This is a genomic window from Rhizobium sp. CRRU65 (genome assembly GCF_048551595.1).
Lineage (GTDB): Bacteria > Pseudomonadota > Alphaproteobacteria > Rhizobiales > Rhizobiaceae > Rhizobium > Rhizobium leguminosarum_J.
In genome coordinates, this window is record NZ_JBLYZH010000030.1 from 1 (window position 1) to 21458 (window position 21458).

General features: G+C 61.0%; 21 protein-coding genes and 1 pseudogene. 12 read left to right on the forward strand and 10 right to left on the reverse strand.

The window, feature by feature from the left end; genetic code table 11:
• Window positions 1-103 (forward strand): annotated as a pseudogene (locus ACM5SV_RS35485) (IS110 family transposase); the annotation flags it as partial.
• Window positions 104-451: 348 nt separating this feature from the next.
• Here ACM5SV_RS35485 and ACM5SV_RS35490 read toward each other — a convergent pair.
• The 4 genes from ACM5SV_RS35490 to ACM5SV_RS35505 form a co-directional block, all read right to left on the reverse strand.
• Window positions 452-1999: a putative bifunctional diguanylate cyclase/phosphodiesterase gene (locus ACM5SV_RS35490; protein ID WP_012755857.1), complete on the reverse strand. Its 1548-nt coding sequence runs from the start codon at window positions 1997-1999 to the stop codon at window positions 452-454.
• A gap of 431 nt (window positions 2000-2430) precedes the next feature.
• Window positions 2431-3105, reverse strand: coding sequence for a hypothetical protein (locus tag ACM5SV_RS35495; RefSeq protein WP_222018112.1), 675 nt, complete (start codon window positions 3103-3105; stop codon window positions 2431-2433).
• A 252-nt stretch (window positions 3106-3357) separates the two neighbouring features.
• A complete protein-coding gene (locus tag ACM5SV_RS35500) occupies window positions 3358-3834 on the reverse strand; it encodes an RbsD/FucU family protein (protein ID WP_012755859.1) in 477 nt (158 codons plus the stop codon).
• On the reverse strand, window positions 3818-5065 hold the full coding sequence (locus ACM5SV_RS35505) for an ROK family transcriptional regulator (protein ID WP_221968215.1): 1248 nt from the start codon (window positions 5063-5065) through the stop codon (window positions 3818-3820). The genes ACM5SV_RS35500 and ACM5SV_RS35505 overlap by 17 nt, the downstream gene beginning before the upstream one ends.
• 228 nt (window positions 5066-5293) lie before the next feature.
• Here ACM5SV_RS35505 and ACM5SV_RS35510 point away from each other — a divergent pair, with 228 nt between their 5' ends.
• The 7 genes from ACM5SV_RS35510 to ACM5SV_RS35540 all read left to right on the forward strand — a co-directional run bounded on the left by ACM5SV_RS35510 (window position 5294) and on the right by ACM5SV_RS35540 (window position 12184).
• The gene (locus tag ACM5SV_RS35510) at window positions 5294-6313 is read left to right on the forward strand and encodes a sugar ABC transporter substrate-binding protein (protein ID WP_003556143.1); all 1020 of its coding nucleotides are present in this window, start codon (window positions 5294-5296) and stop codon (window positions 6311-6313) included.
• A gap of 155 nt (window positions 6314-6468) precedes the next feature.
• Complete coding sequence (locus tag ACM5SV_RS35515; protein WP_020487064.1) at window positions 6469-7533, forward strand: ABC transporter permease; 1065 nt, start codon at window positions 6469-6471, stop codon at window positions 7531-7533.
• A 2-nt stretch (window positions 7534-7535) separates the two neighbouring features.
• Window positions 7536-8318 carry an ATP-binding cassette domain-containing protein gene (locus ACM5SV_RS35520; protein WP_003556145.1) on the forward strand — a complete coding sequence of 261 codons (783 nt, stop codon included), beginning with the start codon at window positions 7536-7538 and terminating at the stop codon, window positions 8316-8318.
• Window positions 8315-8947: a nucleoside triphosphate hydrolase gene (locus ACM5SV_RS35525; protein WP_003556147.1), complete on the forward strand. Its 633-nt coding sequence runs from the start codon at window positions 8315-8317 to the stop codon at window positions 8945-8947. The genes ACM5SV_RS35520 and ACM5SV_RS35525 overlap by 4 nt, the downstream gene beginning before the upstream one ends.
• Window positions 8948-9058: 111 nt before the next feature.
• The gene (pyrC, locus tag ACM5SV_RS35530) at window positions 9059-10105 is read left to right on the forward strand and encodes a dihydroorotase (RefSeq protein WP_012755863.1); all 1047 of its coding nucleotides are present in this window, start codon (window positions 9059-9061) and stop codon (window positions 10103-10105) included.
• Between the two features lie 173 nt (window positions 10106-10278).
• Window positions 10279-11457: a sensor domain-containing diguanylate cyclase gene (locus ACM5SV_RS35535; protein WP_222018110.1), complete on the forward strand. Its 1179-nt coding sequence runs from the start codon at window positions 10279-10281 to the stop codon at window positions 11455-11457.
• Window positions 11458-11647: 190 nt separating this feature from the next.
• Window positions 11648-12184: a glyoxalase superfamily protein gene (locus ACM5SV_RS35540; protein WP_113547145.1), complete on the forward strand. Its 537-nt coding sequence runs from the start codon at window positions 11648-11650 to the stop codon at window positions 12182-12184.
• A 212-nt stretch (window positions 12185-12396) separates the two neighbouring features.
• On the opposite strand, the gene ACM5SV_RS35545 is transcribed toward ACM5SV_RS35540, so the two are convergent.
• The 4 genes from ACM5SV_RS35545 to ACM5SV_RS35560 form a co-directional block, all read right to left on the reverse strand.
• Entirely contained in the window at window positions 12397-12957 is a 561-nt protein-coding gene (locus ACM5SV_RS35545; RefSeq protein WP_222018114.1) for a hypothetical protein, read from the reverse strand.
• A 527-nt stretch (window positions 12958-13484) separates the two neighbouring features.
• Window positions 13485-14114 carry a glutathione S-transferase family protein gene (locus tag ACM5SV_RS35550; RefSeq protein ID WP_164568365.1) on the reverse strand — a complete coding sequence of 210 codons (630 nt, stop codon included), beginning with the start codon at window positions 14112-14114 and terminating at the stop codon, window positions 13485-13487.
• 97 nt (window positions 14115-14211) lie between these two features.
• Window positions 14212-14694 (reverse strand): DUF1772 domain-containing protein, encoded by a 483-nt coding sequence (locus ACM5SV_RS35555; RefSeq protein WP_164568366.1) that lies wholly within the window; start codon window positions 14692-14694, stop codon window positions 14212-14214.
• A 2-nt stretch (window positions 14695-14696) separates the two neighbouring features.
• Complete coding sequence (locus ACM5SV_RS35560; protein WP_222018108.1) at window positions 14697-15521, reverse strand: NmrA family NAD(P)-binding protein; 825 nt, start codon at window positions 15519-15521, stop codon at window positions 14697-14699.
• Between the two features lie 101 nt (window positions 15522-15622).
• Here ACM5SV_RS35560 and ACM5SV_RS35565 point away from each other — a divergent pair, with 101 nt between their 5' ends.
• From ACM5SV_RS35565 to ACM5SV_RS35575, 3 genes are all read left to right on the forward strand, one after another.
• The gene (locus ACM5SV_RS35565; protein WP_222018106.1) at window positions 15623-16276 is read left to right on the forward strand and encodes a TetR/AcrR family transcriptional regulator; all 654 of its coding nucleotides are present in this window, start codon (window positions 15623-15625) and stop codon (window positions 16274-16276) included.
• A 72-nt stretch (window positions 16277-16348) separates the two neighbouring features.
• Window positions 16349-17038, forward strand: coding sequence for an orotate phosphoribosyltransferase (locus tag ACM5SV_RS35570; RefSeq protein ID WP_222018104.1), 690 nt, complete (start codon window positions 16349-16351; stop codon window positions 17036-17038).
• A gap of 61 nt (window positions 17039-17099) precedes the next feature.
• Window positions 17100-18026: a carbohydrate kinase family protein gene (locus ACM5SV_RS35575; protein ID WP_222018102.1), complete on the forward strand. Its 927-nt coding sequence runs from the start codon at window positions 17100-17102 to the stop codon at window positions 18024-18026.
• A gap of 171 nt (window positions 18027-18197) precedes the next feature.
• Here ACM5SV_RS35575 and ACM5SV_RS35580 read toward each other — a convergent pair whose 3' ends face one another.
• The gene (locus ACM5SV_RS35580; protein ID WP_041935453.1) at window positions 18198-18578 is read right to left on the reverse strand and encodes a metalloregulator ArsR/SmtB family transcription factor; all 381 of its coding nucleotides are present in this window, start codon (window positions 18576-18578) and stop codon (window positions 18198-18200) included.
• 169 nt (window positions 18579-18747) lie between these two features.
• Here ACM5SV_RS35580 and ACM5SV_RS35585 point away from each other — a divergent pair, with 169 nt between their 5' ends.
• Complete coding sequence (locus tag ACM5SV_RS35585) at window positions 18748-19710, forward strand: acyl-CoA desaturase (RefSeq protein WP_221968207.1); 963 nt, start codon at window positions 18748-18750, stop codon at window positions 19708-19710.
• Window positions 19711-19785: 75 nt separating this feature from the next.
• Here ACM5SV_RS35585 and otsA read toward each other — a convergent pair whose 3' ends face one another.
• On the reverse strand, window positions 19786-21201 hold the full coding sequence (gene otsA / locus ACM5SV_RS35590; protein WP_012755875.1) for an alpha,alpha-trehalose-phosphate synthase (UDP-forming): 1416 nt from the start codon (window positions 21199-21201) through the stop codon (window positions 19786-19788).
• Window positions 21202-21458: the final 257 nt, after the last annotated feature.

The window sequence follows — 21458 nt, forward strand, 5'->3', positions numbered from 1 at the left end:
CAAGGTCGCCATCGTCGCCGCCATGCGAAAGCTCATCATCATGATCAACACTATTCTTAAAAGACGAACCCCATGGAACCAGCCCCAACAACACGGTTGCTGAGGTGCCCCGCAGGGGCCTCGAAGGACACGCCGCAACGCCGCTCCTTGCATGATCCGGCGCCGCAATACCCGCCTCGTCCTTCGAGGCCCCTGCGGGGCACCTCAGGATGAGGCTCTCTTAAACGCCGCCGCTCCGGGCGCTGGCGAGGTGTCAGCGTCCGCACGATGCTTCGTTGGATGCGCCGCTTGACCCGAGGATGTCACGGAGGCGACGACGGCCGGCGTGCTTCTCTCTTAAGCTTTAAGATGATGTTTCGGAGAGCATGGACGGCCGGTCGGCCAGGTGGACAGCGCTTGTTCGACGACAGCCTCGAGCATCTCGCGGCTGAATCCGACACGCCGCGGCCCATCAACCGCGTTGCAAAATTCTGGTGCTGACGTGATCTGTGGCAAGCTCCGCTGCCGGCGCTGGCCTACCAAGCAGATATCCTTGGCCGATGTCGCAACCCAGATCCTGAAGCCGCTGAAGCTGGCTCTCTTCTTCGATACCCTCGGCGGTTATCGTCACGCCAAGTCCCGCACCGAGAGCGATGATGGCCTTGATCACCTTGTCCTGCTTATCGTTGGTTTCGAATGAAGAGACGAAACTCCTGTCGATCTTTATCTTATCGAACCGGTAGTTGGATAGTTGTGAGAGGCTGGAATAACCTGTTCCAAAGTCGTCGAGAGCAATCCTGACCCCCGCGTTCACCAGATCGTCGAGGACGATTCGCGCAGTGACGGCGTCTTGGATGATGGCGCTCTCCGTCACCTCAAGCTCGACCCTGTGCGCCGGCAGACCGACATCGCCCAATATCTTGAGAATTCTAAGCCCCAGCAGTCGGTCGCTCAGTTGAATCGGAGAAAGGTTGAATGACAGGACGAGCTCATTTGGCCAGGAAAGCGCATCGGCGCAGGCGTGGCGAAGCAACTGGTCTGTCAATTCGACGATCAGACCGGCTTCCTCTGCCACCGGAATGAATTCGTTCGGTGGGATGAATTCGCCGGAGGCCGTCTTCCAGCGTGCCAAGGCCTCGAAGCCGATAATCCTATTCGTTTTCAGGTCCACGAGCGGCTGATAGTAGGGAACGATCTCTGCCTTCTTGATGGCTGCTCTCAGATCAGCTTCCAGCCGGACCCGCTTCGCCAACTCGTCCTGCATCGAAGGCACGAAGGGCTTCACCAGATTGCGCCCCTGCTTTTTGGCGACATACATCGCACAGTCGGAATGTCGAATGACCTGACCGAGGTCATCGCCGTTCTCCGGAAAAAGCGCGAAGCCGACACTGGCGCCGAGGTCGACGGCGACACCATTGAATGTGAACGGCTTGCCGATCACGGTCACGATGCGGTTCCCCAACGCAACAAGATCGGGATTTCCAGTGCGCCGCGCCAGAACAACGAACTCGTCTCCCCCAAGGCGGAAAACGCGCTCACGGGGAAAGAGGGAAGAGAGCCGCTGAGCAACAGTCTTCAGCACCGCATCACCGTGATCATGCCCCAGGAGATCATTGACCTTCTTGAAGCCGTCGAGATCGATGCTGAACACGGCATAGGTCTCTTGTGCCCTCTGATCGCTCATCGCCTGCGCGCATATAGAATCCAGAAATCTGCGGTTAGGCAGTTCGGTCAGCGTGTCGTGACAGGCAATCCAGTCTACGTTCTTTTCGGCCTGCAGCCTGCGATGAACCTCCCTCGAAAGATCCCGGATCCTCAGCGCGGAATAGATGAGCCCGAGAAACCCGGAGATATTCAGGGCGAGGAGCGCGTGGTCCAGCGGATAGTCATGATGCTTCTCGATAAACTCATCCAGCCCTTCATGCCATTGGAAGAGCCAAGATAGGCAGAAGAGAAGCAGGAAGATCGCGAGCCAGGCAACGATCTCGATCTGCGGTCTGGTTGGTTGGCTGCGAGGCATATGAACAGGCTCCTGTTGTGTGAAGAGCCGTCATGGCCAGTTTGGTACGCTCGTATCACCGAATGCCGATGACGGATGGCGCAACTTCACGGCATCGGCGGTCCTACGCCGTGATCGAAGACCGCCTCAATTCATTCGGGCGGAATTAAGAGGGCCGGTATCGCAGTGGCTGATGAAGCCGCGCAGCACCGACAAATCCCAAAGATCGTCTATGCGCCTGGTAGGTTAATGGTGGATTGCCTTTGCGAAGGCACGGGAGTTTCGCTGCGCACAATGGATATCTTTGCCGCAAATTGGATGAGGATTCGGTTCCGGTCCATCGGTCGCCGCACACAGCCATTCTTTCGATCGGCTGAAGAATCCGCCGGAGGATCGGCATCGAACCGACCGCCGTCAGACCCCGGATGGGTGCCGGGCGCATCCCGGAGCGATCAATCTGCCAGCATGGTATCCGCCAGGCTGTAGCAGTGGCTCGCCTGATAGGCGTTCCGACCTCGGTTCATGTGCGTCACATTGAAAGTCCGAATGGCGCGCAAGATGCGGCGCTCCGCGAGGAATTTGCGGATCGAGGCCGAGCCCCGCACAGTGATGCCGAAAATGTCCTCGCCGCGCGGAAAAAAATAACCGACGTCTTCGGGCGTCGTGACGCAGTGCTCGAGAAAAGGCTCGTCGACATCGCCCTGCGCGGGTGAATGGTCCGTAGTGAAATGCGAAAGATGCACCAGGAATCGTGCACGCAGGTCCTCGCCGTCGGCATAGAGCGTGAAAAGCTCCATCCAGCTCGCATTGACGCGGATGAGCGGCTTGTCTGAGGTCGAGGGCAGACAAGAAACCGACCAGTAGTGACGCTCGGTCTTGCGAGGGATGGGGATGCAGGTTTGCCCATATACCCTGAGAATTTCCAGAACGTCTTGCGCCTGCGGGCGACGAAGCAGCTTCTCGTACCGGGCGACGTATTTGAACCGCTGTTCCAGGGACTCCGAGCGCTCTTCGGCGTCGATCAAATCCGCCTCGCCTTCTACCCAATCGCGCTGCTGCTCAGGATCCAGAAACTTGCGCAGACCAGTGGTGCTGCGACGAGGGACCGTGCGCATGTCTGGTGCCATGTGAGACCCGTCTCCTCATCGCTTCACCGGCCTGATCCCGCACGTGTCCATAGAGCCGCGCGACGTTCGCTCCTGGTGGTGAGGCGCCGTTCGCAGCATTTGGCTTGCCGAGCGGTTTGCCGGCGCGGCGGACCAACGCAACCACCGCACCATAACATCCATCGAACGAATGGCGAAAGACTGACCTTCAGCAGGACCGAAAGCCAAAGCTTACCGACGACCAAACCGCTGTGCACTTTTGCCGGAATTATTCTAATAGACGAACGGATCGACTCCGGCCGCGGCATGGGTGCCCGGCTCTTTCGGATAGATCACGCCCTTGCGCAGGATGATGTTTGCATAGAGCCTGGGCTCGCCAGTCTGGATCAACGCATGGGCGGTCTTCACCCTTCCGTAGAAATCCTGGCCGATCAGCGGCACCACCTGCCGGTGCGGCTCGTGGCGGGCGCAGCAGTCGATCATCTCCTCATGCACGGGGTCGAGCTTGTCGCGCTCGGCCTTGACGGTCGAGCGGAAGATCGCTTCCGCCACGAAGTCGTCGATCGGCAGCACGCTGAGCACGGCATTGAGGACCGGGATGAGGTGGTGGCCGTCGAGCCGGATCAGCCGGCGGGCATGTTCGACGCCCGGATAATTGCCGTCGACGATGGCGATCTCGTCGCCGTGACCCATGGCGCGAAGCGTCAAAAGCAGCTCCGGGCTCAGCAGCGGGTCAAGTCCTTTCAGCATGGTCTACCTCCTTGAAGAGTACGTTCTGGTCGGTGAGGTAACGCGCAAAGATCGGCAGGCTGGCGCCGCCGATGGCGCGCGCCTGCGCGCCGACCGCGCCCTCGATGATTTCGGGCATGACGACGCCCTGCAGGTCGAGCTTGGCGGCTTCGTCGATCGTGGCCTGCACCACCCGGCTGCGCACCCAATCGGGAAAGCCGCCGTCGATCACAGCCGCGCTGAAATCGACGATCGAGGCGGCGGCAACGATCGCCTGCGCCAGCGCCTTGGCGCTGTCCTGGATCCAGGCTTCCATCGGCTCGCCGAAATCCACCCAGCCGTCGGCCGAATACCAGAGCGGCTCGGGATCGATGCCGCGCTCGCGCAGCATGTTTTCGAGCACGAAGATCGAGGCGATTTCGAGCAGCTGCATCGTCTCGCCGTTCTTGCCGCGCACCGGCAGCGGCCCGATCGCGCCCGCCGTGCCGGTGCGGCCGGAAAAGATCGCCGAATTGAGCACGATGCCGCCGCCGATGAAGGAGCCGATGAAGAAATAGACGAAATCTGGGTAGGACGGTCCGACGCCGAAGACCAGTTCGGCGCCGCAGGCGCTGGTCGCATCGTTCTGCATGAAGACCGGATGGGAGACGCGGGCGGCGATGTCGGCCTGCAGGTCGACGTCGCGCCAGACCTCCATGGCGCCCGGCGGGGCGCCCACCTCTTCGGCCCAGTTCCAAAGCTCGAAAGGGGCGGCGATGCCGAGGCCGGCGATGCGGCTACGTTGCTTGTCGTCGAGCCGGTCTTCCAGCTCCCGGATGCCCGAGGTGACGAAGGCGAGGATTTCATCCGGCAGCGGATAGGCATAGGTCCGGTGCAGCTGCATGCGGATGCGGCCGACGAAATCCATCAGCACCAGATCGGCGCTGCGCCGGCCCATCTTCAGGCCGAAGGAATAGACGGCATCGGGATTGATATGCATCGGGATCGACGGCTGGCCGACACGGCCGCGCACCGGTTCCCCGCGCGACAGCAGCCCTTCCTTTTCCAGCACCCGCATGATGACGGAGACAGTCTGCGCCGACAGCCCGCTGCGGCGTGCGATATCGGCCTTCGACAGTGCGCCGTAGAGACGCACCAGCGACAGCACGAGCCGTTCGTTATAGGCTCGCACCCTGACCTGGTTCGCACCTCCGGCCGGATTCAGAATTGGTGGCGGGACCGGCGTGTGTTCCGGTCCATCCAAGGTCGACATGGCCGCTCCTCCCGATCGTTGGCCTATGCCCGAATTCGATGGAGCATGCCACATCGAATTAATAATTCAATTGGATTTATTTATTGACAAGCCGATTTCTTTTCGCTCTTAATTGCCGTCGTCAAGGGCACGGGACCGCTGGGAGGCATTAGCGATCCACGGCGAAGTGTCATATCTTAAGCTTCCGGCCCCGCAGGGGCGGCGCCGGCAAACTCTGGGAGGAGTTCCATGAAGAAATCTGTTCTCGCTTTCGGCGCGCTCGCGCTTGGTGTCACCTTTTCCGCTCCTGTCATGGCGGCTGACGTTGCTGCCTGCCTGATCACCAAGACCGACACCAACCCCTTCTTCGTCAAGATGAAGGAAGGTGCGACCGCCAAGGCCAAGGAACTCGGCGTCTCGCTGAAGTCCTATGCCGGCAAGGTCGACGGTGACAGCGAAAGCCAGGTGGCCGCGATCGAAAGCTGCATTGCCGACGGCGCAAAGGGCATCTTGATTGCTGCTTCCGACACCAAGGGCATCGTGTCTTCGGTCAAGAAGGCCCGTGATGCCGGCCTGCTGGTCATCGCGCTCGACACGCCGCTCGAGCCGGCCGATGCCGCCGACGCCACCTTCGCCACCGACAACCTGCTTGCCGGCAAGCTGATCGGCCAGTGGGCCAAGGAAACGATGGGCGACAAGGCCAAGGATGCCAAGGTCGGCTTCCTCGACCTGACCCCGTCGCAGCCGACGGTCGACGTTCTGCGCGACCAGGGCTTCATGATGGGCTTCGGCATCGATCCGAAGGACCCGAACAAGATCGGCGACGAGGACGATGCTCGTATCGTCGGTCATGACGTGACCAACGGCAATGAAGAAGGCGGCCGCAAGGCCATGGAAAACCTTCTGCAGAAGGATCCGAGCATCAACGTCATCCACACGATCAACGAGCCGGCCGCTGTCGGCGCCTATCAGGCGCTGAAGGCCGTCGGCATGGAAAAGAACGTGCTGATCGTGTCGGTCGACGGCGGTTGCCCGGGCGTGAAGTCGGTCAAGGAAGGCGTCATCGGCGCCACCTCGCAGCAATATCCGCTGATGATGGCAGCCCTTGGCGTCGAAGCGATCAAGAAGTTCGCCGACAGCGGTGAAAAGCCGAAGCCGACCGAAGGCAAGTCCTTCTACGACACCGGCGTCTCGCTCGTCACCGACAAGCCGGTTTCCGGCGTCAAGTCGATCGACACCAAGGAAGGCACGGACAAGTGCTGGGGCTGAGCCCTGATTGCTGAAAGCAGACCGGCCGGGGCTTGATCCCCGGCCGTTTTCGACGGACGATGTGCCGTCGCCTCACGAACCGGCTAATCAAAGACCGGATGGATATCGGTGACGGCCCCCGCGCGAGTTCGGCGCGCGGATGCGGAGGAGGAACCATGACCGGAACACAGGAATTCGAACGTGTCCTCGACGGCAGCGACAAGAGCGTTGCCTCCTTCGAGCACGAGAAAGTCTCGCTGATCAAGCGCGCGCAGCATTTTCTGCACTCGACGCCGGCCGCCGTGCCGCTGATCGTGCTGGTGCTGGCGATCGTCATCTTCGGGATCACCATCGGCGGACGGTTCTTCTCGTCCTATACGCTGACGCTCATCCTGCAGCAGATCGCCATCGTCGGTATTCTCGGCGCCGCCCAGACGCTGGTCATCCTGACCGCCGGCATCGATCTTTCGATCGGCGTCATCATGGTGATCTCGGCGGTCATCATGGGCAATGTCGCCATCACCTACGGCATACCGACGCCGATCGCGGTCGCAGCCGGCATGCTTGTCGGCGGCCTTTGCGGATTGCTGAACGGCTTCCTCGTCGCCTACATGAAGCTGCCGCCCTTCATCGTCACGCTCGGCACCTGGAACATCGTCATGGCGACGAATTTCATCTATTCCGCCAATGAGACGATCCGCGACACCGACGTCGACGAAAAGGCGCCGCTGCTTCATCTTTTCGCCGTGAGCTTCAAGCTCGGCAGCGCCGTGCTGACCCTTGGCGTCATCGCCATGGTGCTGCTCGTCGTGGTGCTCTGGTATGTCCTCAATCACACCGCCTGGGGCCGGCATGTCTATGCCGTCGGCGACGATCCGGAGGCGGCCAAGCTCTCCGGCATTCAGACCAAAAAGGTGCTGCTGACCGTTTACGCCATATCAGGCGTCATTGCCGGCTTGGCCGCCTGGGTCTCGATCGGCCGCAACGGCTCGATCTCGCCGTCCTCGGCCGTCACCGATTTTAACCTTCAGGCAATCACCGCGACTGTGATCGGCGGCATCTCGCTGTTCGGCGGCCGCGGCTCCATTCTCGGCACGCTCTTCGGTGCGATGATCGTCGGCGTCGTGTCGATGGGCCTCAACATGCTCGGCGCCGACCCGCAATGGAAAGTCCTTTTGACAGGCGTGCTGATCATCGCCGCCGTCGCCATCGATCAGTGGATCAGAAAGGTTTCGGTGTAATCATGGCTCGCGAACCCCTTCTCACCGCCCGCGGTCTCGTCAAGCGTTATGGACGCGTGACCGCGCTCGACAATGCCGATTTCGACCTCTATCCGGGTGAAATCCTCGCCGTCATCGGCGATAACGGCGCCGGCAAATCCTCGCTCATCAAGGCAATATCGGGCGCGGTTACCCCGGACGAGGGGGTGATTACCCTCGAAGGCCGGCAGGTGCAGTTCCGCTCGCCGATGGAGGCGCGCGACGCCGGCATCGAGACCGTCTATCAGAATCTTGCTTTGTCGCCGGCGCTGTCGATCGCCGACAACATGTTCCTCGGCCGCGAGATCCGCAAACCGGGCGTGCTCGGCTCGATGTTCCGCATGCTCGACCGGCCGGCCATGGAAAAGCTGGCGCGCAACAAGCTGTCCGAACTCGGCCTGATGACCATCCAGAACATCAACCAGGCAGTGGAAACGCTCTCCGGCGGTCAGCGCCAGGGTGTTGCGGTCGCCCGTGCCGCCGCCTTCGGCTCGAAGGTCATCATCATGGATGAACCGACGGCCGCGCTTGGCGTCAAGGAAAGCCGCCGCGTGCTGGAGCTGATCCTCGACGTGCGCGCCCGCGGCCTGCCGATCGTGCTGATCTCCCACAACATGCCGCATGTCTTCGAGGTGGCCGACCGGATCCATATCCACCGTCTCGGCCGGCGGCTGACGGTGATCGATCCGAAGGAATACACCATGTCCGACGCCGTCGCCTTCATGACCGGCGCCAAGGCGGTGCCGACGGAGCCCGTCGCCGCATGAATGCACGCATCGATGAAATCGCCGGCGCAGTTCTTGACCGCGCCGGCCATTCCAAGCGTTTCCTGGTCGCCATCGCCGGACCGCCGGGTGCCGGCAAATCGACCATGGCCGACAATCTGGCGGAAGCGCTGAAGGCCAAGGGCGAAAGTGCCGAAGTCCTGCCGATGGATGGCTTCCACATGGACAACGCCATCCTGATCGAACGCGGCCTGCTGGCGCGCAAGGGGATTCCCGAGACCTTCGATGTCCGCGGTTTCCTCGATATCATTCGCGCCGTCAGGCTGGCCGATCAGGAGGTTCTGGTGCCGGTCTTCGACCGCTCGCGTGAACTCGCCATCGCCTCGGCCCGCCCTGTTTCCCCGGATCACCGCTTCATCATCGTCGAGGGCAATTATCTGCTCTTTTCGCTGGGCAAATGGGCCGAACTCGAAGGCGTCTTCGACTTTTCGATCATGCTGGCGCCGCCGATCGAGGTGCTCGAGGAGCGGCTCTGGGCGCGCTGGCGCGGTTACAACCTGACCGAGGAGGCCGCCAACGCCAAGGTCTACGGCAACGACCTGCCGAACGGCCGGTTGATCCTCGAAAACCGCCGCCCGGCCGATGTGACGCTGGAGATCGCGCTGGCGTAATGCCGCGCGACACGCATGAAAAAAGAGCTAAAGCGCGTCGCATGATTCAATTTCAATGCGGCGCGCTTTAGTGTTATCGAGACGGCAGACGCATCGCTTCGGAGGCCTGCCATGCAATCGATCACCATCCGCCGTCCTGATGACTGGCACCTGCATCTGCGCGACGGCGCCATGCTGGAGGGCGTGATCGCCGATACGAGCCGCACCTTCGCCCGCGCCATCATCATGCCCAATCTCGTGCCGCCGGTCGTCACGTCAGCTGACGCCAAGGCCTATCGCGAACGTATCCTCAAGGCCTTGCCTGATGGCCATCGCTTCCAGCCGCTGATGACGCTTTATCTGACCGAACATACCAGCCCCGATGACGTCGAGGAGGGGAAGAACAGCGGCCTCATCACCGCCGTCAAGCTTTATCCCGCCGGCGCCACGACCAATTCGCATGGCGGCGTCCGCGATATGGAAAAGGCGATGCCGGTGTTGGAGCGCATGGCAAAGATCGGCCTGCCGCTCTGCGTCCATGGCGAGGTGACGACGCCGGAGGTCGATATCTTCGATCGCGAGGCCGTCTTCATCGAAACCGTGCTCGATCCGCTGCGCCAGCGCCTGCCGGAGCTGAAGGTGACGATGGAGCATGTGACGACATCCGATGGCGTCGATTACATCAAGACGGCCAAGGGCAATCTCGCCGGTTCGATCACCACCCACCATCTGATCATCAACCGCAACGCCATCCTCGTCGGCGGCATCCGCCCGCACTATTACTGCCTGCCCGTCGCCAAGCGCGAAAACCACCGGCTGGCCTTGCGTGCGGCGGCCGTCAGCGGTGATGCCCGCTTCTTCCTCGGCACGGATTCCGCCCCGCATGTCGATCCGCTGAAGGAATGCGCCTGCGGCTGCGCCGGCATCTATACCTCGGTCAATACGATGAGCTGCCTCGCCCATGTCTTCGAGCAGGAGGGCGCTCTGGAGCGGCTCGAAGCCTTCGTGTCGCTGAACGGGCCGGCCTGGTACGGGCTTCAGCCGAACGAGGAGCGCATCACCCTGGCGAGGCAGGCCGACCCGGTCGTCTTTCCCGCGAGGATTGAAACCGGCGCCGGTCCCGTGACGGTGTTCGATCCGATGTTTCCCCTGCATTGGCAGGTGGTACAGCAGGCGTAAGCTTTCGGATTTCAATTTTAAATAGAATATTCATCTTAAACTTCGGCGCGACGTTAAACGCGTAACATTTGTATTGTGCGGTGCATCATTTGTTAACGGATGCATAAGACATTCCTCCTCGCGGACCCATAAGCTGCCATTCGAAGCGACAATAGCTGCGGAGACTGAAAAGCATGATGCTTGACTATAACTCCCTCCTGTTGGCGCTCGGCGTCTCCGCGGCCTGCCTTGCGGTGACGCTGATGGGCAGCTGGCTTGTCCGTCGCTCGGAAACCGTGTTGCTCACCGCCACCGTCGGCCTTGTCCTCGTCGTCAGCGGCATTTTTGTCTATAGCGCCTATGTCGATACGCCGGAGACATGGCTCGGCGTCGCCAATTTCGTGCTGTTTCATGCCGGTTTTGCCACCATCTGGGGCGCCGGCAAACAATTCCTCACCGGCCGGGTGTCTCTCCCCGCCATCGCGATCCGCGCGCTTGCGGCGATGGTCTTCTCCGTCGTGCCGATGCTGTCAGGCTATGACGGCATGGCCTTCATCGCCGACAATCTCGCCATCGCCCTTTTGCTCTTTGCCACCGCCCGGCAATACTGGCTCGCCCGTGCCGAAGCACCGGCGCCGCTCCTCGGCATCACAGTGCTCTATACGTTGACGGCGATCTCCTTCGTTCTCTGCGCCGCGGTGCTGATTTCAGACGGCAAGCTGGTGCTCGGCAAAGCCCCCAGCAACTGGGCCGAAGACCTGAGCCTTGCCGTCTGCATCGCCGGCATGACCGGGATCGGCGCGCTGTCGCTGGCGCTGCATCAATGGCGGCTCGCTGCCCGCCATCGCCTCGATGCGATCACCGATCCGCTGACCGGCCTGCTCAACCGCCGGGCCCTCTTCGACCAATACGGCACGCGCCCGATGGGAACTACGACGGCCGTCATCGTCTTCGATATCGACCATTTCAAATCCGTCAACGATCGCTTCGGCCATGCCGCCGGCGACCGCGTGCTCAATGTCTTTTCCGGCGAACTTTCGGCGCATTGCCGCACCGGCGACACCGCTGCCCGGCTCGGCGGCGAGGAATTCGTGCTGGTGCTGAAGGAGATCATGCCCGGCCGGGCGGAACTCACGGCCGAGCGCATCCGCCGGGCGTTCGAGGTGCGCGAGATCCATATCGACGACGAGGTGCTGACATGCACGGTCAGCGTCGGCGTCGCCCCCGGCCGTTCGAAGAGCTTGGATTTCGACACCATGCTGAGTGCCGCCGACAAGGCGCTCTATGTCGCCAAGCGCGCCGGCCGCAACCGGGTCGAGCTTGCCAGCTACCTCAAGGCGGTTCCCGTCGAGGCAACACGCACCGCGTCTTGATTCCTGACCGACCCTCTCATATTATCGCCCTCGGCCGGATGCGGCCAGCCGCCCCGCGACGCTTCTGCGTTAAGGTGAATGCATCCAGACAACATCCTTCACATCCCTTGCCGTTTGGCGATCGATGGCGAACGGGTCAGCAGACGCGGGCACTGATCTTCCTGTTTGCCGCCAACGGAAGGATGACATCATGCGCGATTTTCGCGATGCCAAGCTCATGGCAAAGACATTGCGGCAGGCCCTTGCCGACCGCGACATTTCGCTCACCCACAGCGAGACGCTCGAAATCGTCGCCCGGCAGTTCGGGCTCGATCAGTGGAATATCCTCTCGGCAAAGATCGATGCGGCGGGGGCTAACCCCTCTGCCATCGGCATCGAGCCGCCGATGCCGATCTTCCGCATCTTCTCTGTCGAAAAGGCCATGGAGTTCTATTGCGGCTTTCTCGGCTTCCATCTCGATTGGGAGCACCGTTTCGGCGAAAACTTCCCACTCTATTGCCAGGTCTCGCGCGACGGCATGGCGCTGCACCTCAGCGAACATTCCGGCGACGCCAGCCCCGGCGCCAAGGCCTTCGTCCGCGTCGCCAATGTGCGGGCCTATCACGCCGAGCTCTCAGGCAAGGACTACCGCTACATGAAGCCCGGCGTCGAGCAAGCGCCGTGGGGGCTCGAGATGACCGTCATCGACCCCTTCAGCAACCGCATCGCCTTTTGCGAGCAGACATAGTCCAGGGCAGCTTGGCTTACAGGTGACAAAGAGGGGGCAGTTCGAAGGTTGGAAGCCGCGATCGTGTGCAGACCTGCCGCTAAAGAGCTTCAGTGCCCGGGGCGACCAAGACCGGCGTTGAACTCTGAGGCGTCCGCGCACGGCGTCTTGATCCCGGACTGTCGTCTCGTTGTACACCCCACGGCCAAGTGGTGTTGTGCAGTGGCGTTTCTTCAATCTATCCGGCGCAGACTTTCCACAAAGACACCCCAACTGGTGCCCCGGCCCGAAACGGCGATCCGGTGTAGCGGTCCAAGTTCTCGCCTGATGTCATCAGGGACACGGCAAATTTCGTCGAATAACATCGGAACCCCTTCGACCTGAACCGGTGTCCGACATTTTGAGTCTCCCCATTCATGTGCGTCGACGACGGTGAAGGAAAGCTCTACCTGATGGCCAGCGATCACGGCGAATAGCATCGGCACAGCGATGACGACGAGATGCTTTCCGAGGAAATAACCAGCAACCGGAGCGATTAGCAGGCCGAAACCTTTCTTCACGCCGTCGGTGTCGTGCCTGCTCCTCAAAATAAGCCAGAACGGCAATGCCGCAGAGACCACGCCGACGGCGAGAGCAGGAAGGGCCGCCTTGGAAATCCACTCGTTTGACGGCAGAAAGTTAAAGCCGGATATCTGGACGAAAATGGCAAGTACAGTCGGCAAAAACAGCATGGTCAGAAGGATCCCGCCCGGTTTACCGAGCGGCCATTCGACACTCTCTTCCTTCGACCCCATGGACAACGTACCGCTCTTTACATCGCAACATGTCAATCACTCTGTGACACATTTCGGCTGGCGGCTTCAAGGGGCACGATCAGGCAGCAAAAACCATTTTGGCTGCGTCTAAGAGGTCGCGGAACCCCCTTATACACCAACGACAAACTACAAGGATGGCGCTCCCTTGGATGTCGGCGCTTGCATCTCCGTCCTTGGAACCTACAGTCACACCATCGACGTTGTTTCAATGGAAATGAGTCCTGGTCGGCAGGGTGGGAACCAGATGAAATGTGTTTCGGTCCTGATTTTAGCGTTCCTGTCGATTTTTTTCGGATGGTTATTCTATGAAAGGTACTGGAAGTTCCGAGATTGCATATCGCAGGCCCTATCCAGTTGCCTCACTCCCGACGGTGACAATCTAACGCAAGGCGGCTCTCTGTGGGCTGGTTTGGCAGGGCTGTTCTTGTTGCTCGCTGTGATCTCAGCCTGGCGCGCGTTCCGCACCCGGGATGCTGGCAAATAGCCGGAACGAGTAGGACTTTGTCTTAGCCGGCCGAATGTGGGTCCATACTATAGGGATAGACCGGATGATCGGCGCCGATGGCATCCCGAACGCGACCGGACCAGGCGGCGAAGGCGGAATAGGCTGCGAGAGAAAAGCCGCAATCCTCGGCCCGGTGGCTATAGGCGTAAACCGCGATATCCGCGATCGTCAGCTGCTGGCCGACAAGAAATAGGCTGTCGCTGAGGCTGCGATCGATGGCGGCAAGCGCGCGGGCTGCGGCTTCGCGCTTGCCCGCGACCATGCTCTGGTTACGCTCCAGCCGTCCCGTCAACGTCCAGAAGCGCAGCGAGCCGATGACCGGCTCGACATGATACTGTTCGAAAAACAGCCATTGCATGACCTTGGCGCGCAGATAGTGATCTGACGGCAGGAAGCGCGTGCCCTCGGCAAGATAGGTGAGGATCGCATTGGATTCGGCGATCGCACGGCCATCGTCGAGTTCGAGAACTGGGATGGCGCCCACCGGATTGAGTTCCAGGAACGCCTCGGTGCGGCTCTCGCCCTCGAAGATCGAGACGATACGGCTGTGATAGGGCATGTCGAGCAGGCCGAGCAAAACCCGGACCTTCCAGCCATTTTGCGACGGCAGATAATCGTGAAGCGTAAACATAACGGTCCTTTCGCGGCGATTGCCCAACATCGCATGCCCGCCCGGGGCCAACCACCCGATTCCTGAAAGGCGCGTCGGATCGCCGGGAAGCAACCATTCAGACGATCATCAACGCCCGCACGAAGGCGACGGAGGCAAGCAGCGAGGCGATCGTCCGCACATGGTTCCACCACGTCCAGTCCCTGACATAGGTGGCCCAGAGCTGAACCGCTTCCGGCCCATTGCCGCCGACCTTTGCCAGCGCATCGTTCATCGGCACGTTGAAGATGATGGTCGAGAGGAAGGAGGCGATGATGTAGAGAGCTGCACCCGCCAGCATCAGAAAGGATGCCCCGCCGCGCCAGTCGATCAGGGCGAGCACGGCGATGACGAGGCAGAGGATCGCCGTCGGCACGAAGAGGCCCATGAAGGGCGAGCGGACGATCGTCACGTTGATCGAGTTCATCGCCGCAATGCCTTGCTCTGCCGGGATCCGCGAGAAGGCGGTCATGATGAAGGTCGAGAAGGCGAAGAAGATGCCGGCGACGAGGCCGCTGCCGATCGCCGCGGCCACGAGGAAGAGGGTGAGAAAGATCTGCATGGTCAGGCGCTCCATAGTCCGGTTGCCGCGGTCCGGCGGGCATATTCGCTGAAATCGGTGGCGGGACGGCCGAGAATTTCGGCGACACCGCCCATGGTGCCGGAATTGCGCCCATCGAGCACCTGGCTGAAAAGCTCCTCCAGAAGATCGATCAGGCCCTGCGGCAGGCCGGCATCCGCAAGCCCGCCGGTGAAATCCGCCATCGACACCTGCTCATATTCGATCGGCCGCCCGGCGGCCTGGGCGATCTCGGCGACCGCCTGACGGAATGTCAGCGCCCGCGGGCCGGTCAGTTCGTAAGTCTTGTTGCGATGGCCGGGATCGGTCAAGGCGGCGACGGCGGCATCGGCGATGTCGTCGGCATCGATGAAAGGTTCGCTGATCTCGCCTGCCGGCAATTGCAGCCGGCCGCCAATGATCTGCTCGACAAAGGCGCCCTCGCTGAAGTTCTGGCAGAACCAGGAGGCGCGCAGGATGGTGGTGTTTATGCCGGAAGCTTTCAGCGCCGCTTCGCTTCGCTGCGCGCCCTCTTCGCCGCGGCCGGAAAGCAGCACGATATGCTCAAGGCCGCATTCCACAGCGACCCTGGCGAGCGCTTCGATCGCTTCCGCCGCCCAGGCGACGGAAAGATCCGGCTGGAAGGCGACATAGGCGCTCGATGCGCCGTCAAGCGCGCCGCGCCAGGTCGACCTGTCCTCCCAGTCGAAGGGCCGTGCGCTGGAGCGCGACGCCGCACGAACGGTGAGGCCGCGCTCTTCCAGACGCTTGATGATGCGGCTGCCGGTCTTTCCCGATCCACCAACGAGGACGATTTCGGAAGTCTGCATGTCAAAACTCCTCCCAAACTTTCAAACAAGAGAAATTCTCTCATTTGCAAAATGAGATAATCTCTCTTATTTTGTTTGTCAACGTGGAAAAAGGAAAGAGCATGTCGGAACAGCCGGTCGCAACGCGCAGGCGCCAGCAGGAGTCTACCGGCCAGCTGCGCCGCATCCCCAGCCAGCAGCGTGGCCGCGAGCGCTTCGAAAAGATCCTCACCGTGGCCGCCGAGCTGATCGAAAGCCATGGCAGCGACGGCCTGAAGATGAGCGAGATCGTCGAAAAGGCCGGCCTTTCCTTCGGCGCCCTCTACCAATATTTCCCCGACAAGACCTCGATCATCCGCACATTGGCCGAGCGCTTCAACGAAGAGGGCAGGCGGTGTGTCGAAGAGGAGCTGGCGAAGGTGACCGACGCTGCGGCCCTGCAGGGCGCGCTCGCTAATATCGTCGACGAATATTACGCCTTCTTCCGCCGCGAGCCTGTCATGCGCGACATCTGGCATGCGACCCATACCGACAAGCTGCTGCAACAGGTCGATGCCGAGGACATGGAATTTCATGCCCAGGCATTTCTCGCCGTGCTTATCCGTCTATGGCCGGATCGCGACCGCAGGGAGTTGCTCGTGATCGCCCGGCTGACGATGCAGTTGCTTGCCGCCGCCGTGCGTTATGCCGTTTCGCTGGATGCGGAGGAGGGCGCCCAGGCGATCGCCCTGTTCAAGAAGATGCAGATCGTTGATATCGGCAGTCTGCTGCAATAGCCCCGCCTTTCGTCTGGAAACGTCGGGCTCTTGCTGCTATTCCCGCAAGGATCCAAGCCGAAGGAGAGCCGCATGATCCAGACCACATTTCCCGACCGCGCCGTGATGGCTGAATTGCTGGCCAAGATGCTCTGGGAAATCAAGGCGGTGCATTTCAATGCCGCCCAGCCCTATAAACTCTCCTCCGGCATGGCGAGCCCTGTTTATATCGATTGCCGCAAGCTGCTCTCCTTCCCGCGCATCCGCTCGACGGTGATGGATTTCGCCGCCAGCACCCTGCTGCGCGATGGCGGCTTCGAGCAGTTCGATTGCATCGCCGGCGGTGAGACCGCCGGCATCCCCTTCGCCGCCCTGCTTGCCGATCGTCTCGGCCTGCCGATGATCTATGTCCGCAAGCAGCCGAAGGGCCATGGCCGCAATGCCCAGATCGAAGGCAATATGCCGGAAGGGTCGCGCGTGCTCGTCATCGAAGACCTGACGACAGCAGGCGGCAGCATGTTCAAGTTCATCGATGCGGTCCGTGCCGCCGGCGGTATCGTCGATCACGGCATCGCGCTGTTCTTCTACGGCATTTTTGGCGAACAGCGCTTTGCCGACGGCAAGGTCAGGCTGCATCACATCGCCACCTGGCGTAATGTTCTGGCCGTTGCCAAGGCGCAGAAGCTCTTCGACGACAAGACGCTTTCGGAAGTCGAGGCCTTCCTCGATGCGCCGCTCGCTTGGTCGGGAAGGAATGGCGGGGTGAGTGAGCTTTCGCTCTAGCCAGTTGACAAAAGCTCGCTTAATCGGTTGATGAACGTATAAGTGCTGTTGGAGGAATACGATGATTTTGTGCTGCGGCGAAGCCTTGATCGACATGCTGCCGAGGGACACGACGCTCGGCGAAAAGGGCTTTGCGCCCTATGCCGGCGGCGCAATCTTCAACACCGCCATCGCGCTCGGCCGCCTCGGCATCCCGACCGCCTTCTTCACCGGCATCGCCGATGACATGATGGGCGAAATCCTGCTTGAGACGCTGAAGGCGAGCAATGTCGATTACAGCCCATGCGCCATCACGTCGCGTCCCTCGACGATCGCCTTCGTCAAGCTGGTGAACGGCCAGGCGACCTATGCCTTCTACGACGAGGGCACGGCCGGCCGGATGATCACCACGGCCGACCTGCCCGATCTCGGCGACGATTGCGAGGCGCTGCATTTCGGCGCAATCAGCCTGATTCCGAGCCCCTGCGGCGAAACCTACGAAGCCTTGCTCGACCGCGAAGCCGCAAGCCGCGTCATCTCGCTCGATCCGAATATCCGTCCCGGTTTCATCAAGGACAAGCCGTCGCATATGGCCCGCATCAAGCGCATGGCCGGCAAAGCCGACATCGTCAAATTCTCCGATGAGGATCTCGAATGGTTCGGCCTGCAGGGCGACCATGATGCGCTCGCCGCCCATTGGCTGAACCACGGCGCCAAGCTCGTCGTCATCACCAAGGGCGCGGAAGGCGCTTCCGGTTATACCAAGGAGCGCAAGGTAACAGTGCCGAGCGAGCGCGTCACCGTCGTCGACACGGTCGGCGCCGGCGATACCTTCGATGCCGGCATCCTGGCGTCGCTGAAGATGGATAATCTGCTGACCAAGCGCCAAGTCTCCTCGCTGGATGAGCAGGCGCTGCGCAACGCCCTGACCCTCGGCGCCAAAGCCGCCGCCGTCACCGTCTCCCGCGCCGGCGCCAATCCGCCCTGGGCGCGCGAGATCGGTCTTTAAGGCTCGAGCAAGCCTCCGCCTCTCATCCTCTTGTCGGCACCTTTCTCCGTAAACACGGGGCGAAGGGGATGTGCCGCGGCCTCTCCGTTCCCCTTGACGTCCGGTATGGCACGTCCCCTCTCCCCGTTCTTCGCGGGGAGAGGGTTAGGGTGAGGGGCAAATCTCGAACGCTTATTTCGCGGGCTTCGCCGGCACCAATCCGCCCCGGGTGCGCGCCTGACTTTCCTTCTTGATCGGCCGACCGACCGGGCAGACCTCCTGCACGAAGCCGTTGAGCGTGTTGACGAGATTGTTCTCGATCAGGGAATAGTGGACGAACTGGCCCTGTTTCTCTCGTCTGATCAGACCCGCAGCTTCGAGGATGGAAAGATGCTGCGAAACGGCTGGCTTGGACATGCTGAAGCGGTCAGCGATCTCGCCAGCGGTCAGACCCGATGCCGAGAGATAGGCGAGGATCTTCCGGCGCGGCGCACTGGAAAGCGCGTGGAATACCCGCTGGGCGGCGCTGACGGAGCGGCCTTCTACAGCGTCATCGAAAGTCTCTTCGTCCAAGTCCGGTCTCCGTGCCTGCGGCATCATCGCATCGATCCGTTAATCAATTAAGAAGTTAATGCATTGCTTAATTGTTTTCGTTCGTGCAAAGTAATTAGGTAATTTCTTAAATAATGAATTGGTAGGCGATGTTCAAGTAGAGAATGCGCCCGATGGGAAGGAGTTTGTCATGAGCAGTATTTCCACTGGACGAATGATTGACAACAGCAGCGATGCGGTGAAGGGCAGAGTGGTCTGGATGCCCGCAAAGTCGATCTGGATCACCGCCATGACCTTGATTGCCGTCATTGGTGGTCCACTGACCTTCACCTGGAGCGCCTTTGCCGTCTTTATCCTCTTGACCGCCATCACGATCTGCCTTGGTCATTCGGTCGGCATGCACCGGCTGCTGATCCATCGCTCATTCAGCACTCATACCTGGATCGAGCACTTTCTCATCTATCTCGGTACGGTGGTCGGCATGGCCGGCCCCTTCGGTATGATCTACGCGCACGACATTCGCGACTGGGCGCAACGGCAGCGAGACTGCCATGACCTCTATGCCCATCGGCGGTCTTTCTTCATCGATGCCTTCTGGCAGATGCATTGCATCGTGGCGCTGGACCATCCGCCGCGTTTCGTCCTCGAGGAGCGCGAGCGGCGCGACCGCTTCTATCGTTTTCTGGAGGCGACATGGATGGCGCAGCAGATTCCCTTGGGACTCGCGCTCTTTGCGCTCGGCGGACTGCCATGGGTGGTCTGGGGTATTGCCGTGCGGATATCGGTGTCGCTGACCGGACACTGGCTGGTCGGCCATTTCGCGCATCGAGACGGCCATCAGGGCTGGAGTGTCGATGATGTCGCGGTACAGGGCTATAACCTCCCGCGTTTCGGGCTGGTGACTTTCGGCGAGAGCTTCCACGGCAATCATCACGCCTTTCCGGATTCGGCGCGGCTCGGCATCGAGCCGGGGCAGCTGGATCTCGGTTGGTATTTCATCGGGCTGCTGGCAAGGCTCGGTCTGGCTTCGGCGATCAAGCTGCCACATACGATCGTGCCAAGGCGAGGGTTGAGACGCGTCAACGCAACTGAAACGGCGGGCGACAGTCATCCGCCACATCACGCAGCAGGTCACGCGGAATCTCGCCCGTAAGTGCCTCCTCCTTGCCGCTACGTCTCGATTCCCTCTTCTTCCCTCGGGTCCGAAGGACGGGTCGACGTCGATCGATCAGGAGCCTATCCGGGAGTCACGCTCCGGTCGAAGCTCGGGAGCAAGCACGAGATCCCCCAAGAAGTTTTCGCACCAAAGCGAGACGTCGTGGGTTAGCAGATGCTCCATCATCATGCTCCAGCGGTCGCGGCGCTCCTCCAGCGACATGGCAAGGCCCTTGGCGATGGCATTGGCAGTGCCTTCGACATCGTAAGGATTGACCAGCAGTGCGCCCTTCAACTCGCGAGCCGCACCGGCGAAGCGCGATAGCACCAATACGCCCGGGCGATCCGGGTCCTGGGCGGCGACATATTCCTTGGCGACGAGGTTCATGCCGTCGCGCAACGGCGTGACCAGCCCGATCGTCGCCAGCCGGTAGAGGCCGGCAAGCACGTTGCGGCTGATCGATCGGTTGACATAGCGGATCGGCACCCAGTCGACCGTTCCGATGGCGCCGTTGACACGGCCGGCCTGTTCGGCGACCATCCCCTGCATATGCTCGTATTCGGGAACTTCCGATCGCGATTTTGGCGTGACCTGCAGATAGGTGACCTTGTTCTGGTAGGCAGGATTGCTGGTGAGGAAGGTTTCGAACGCTTCCAGCCGCTGAATGATGCCCTTCGAATAATCGAGGCGGTCGACCCCGATGATCATGTCCCGGCCTTCAACGCTGCGCCGGGTCTTCTGTACCATGATATTGTTTGCGGCTCTCTCGGCGAATTCGGCGAAGGCAGCAGTTTCGATCCCGATCGGATAGGCGCCGGCCTTGAATATCCGCCCATGGGAATCGAACAATCCATTTCCGAGGTCGTCGCCAATTCCCTCCCTTCTGAGATACCCGGCAAAGTTCTGGAGGTCGTAGTCGGTCTGGAAGCCGACGAGATCGTAATGCGAGAGCCCGCGCATGATTTCCTCATGGACGGGCATCGTGACGAGAATGTCGGCCGGCGGCCAGGGAATGTGCAGGAAGAAGCCGATCCGGTTTTTCAGCCCCATTTGGCGCAGTTCGGCCGCCAGCGGAATGAGGTGGTAATCATGAACCCAGATGATGTCGTCCGGCTCGATCATCGGCGCCAACCTGTGGGCGAAGAAGCGGTTGACGCGGAAATAGCCGGCCATTTCCTTCCGGCCATATTCGGCGAGGTCCAGGCGGTAGTGGCAGATGGGCCAGAGAACCCGGTTTGCGAAGCCGCGATAATATTCCTCGACGTCGGTGTCGGTGAGATCGGTCAGCGCATAGGTGATGTTGCCCTTCTGCAGCTGTGACAGCGGGCCAGGTTCCCTGTCCCCGCTCGATTCTCCCGACCATCCCATCCAGATGCCGCCCCGCTCCTGCAGGGCTGCCTGCAGCGCGACGGCCAGGCCGCCGGCAGCGGCGCTCCCATCTTTGGCCGGCATGGGAACACGATTGGAAACGACGACAAGACGGCTCATGAGCTTCCTTTGGTGAAGATAGGCCATGAAAACGCTGGGTGACGAGCGTCTTGAGGCATCTCCTGAACTTGGGCAGGGACCATGCAGTGAAGGCGCCGACATCGACAGAGCCGACCCGGACGCGAGCGCCGGGTGCAGATGCCAACAAGAACAACGAACGGCGCATTTTCCGCACAGATTTTGCTTGAATCTAGGGCGATTCCAACGAATTGAAAGAATTCATTCTATAATTTTTTGATTAGGAGAACGTTCATCCG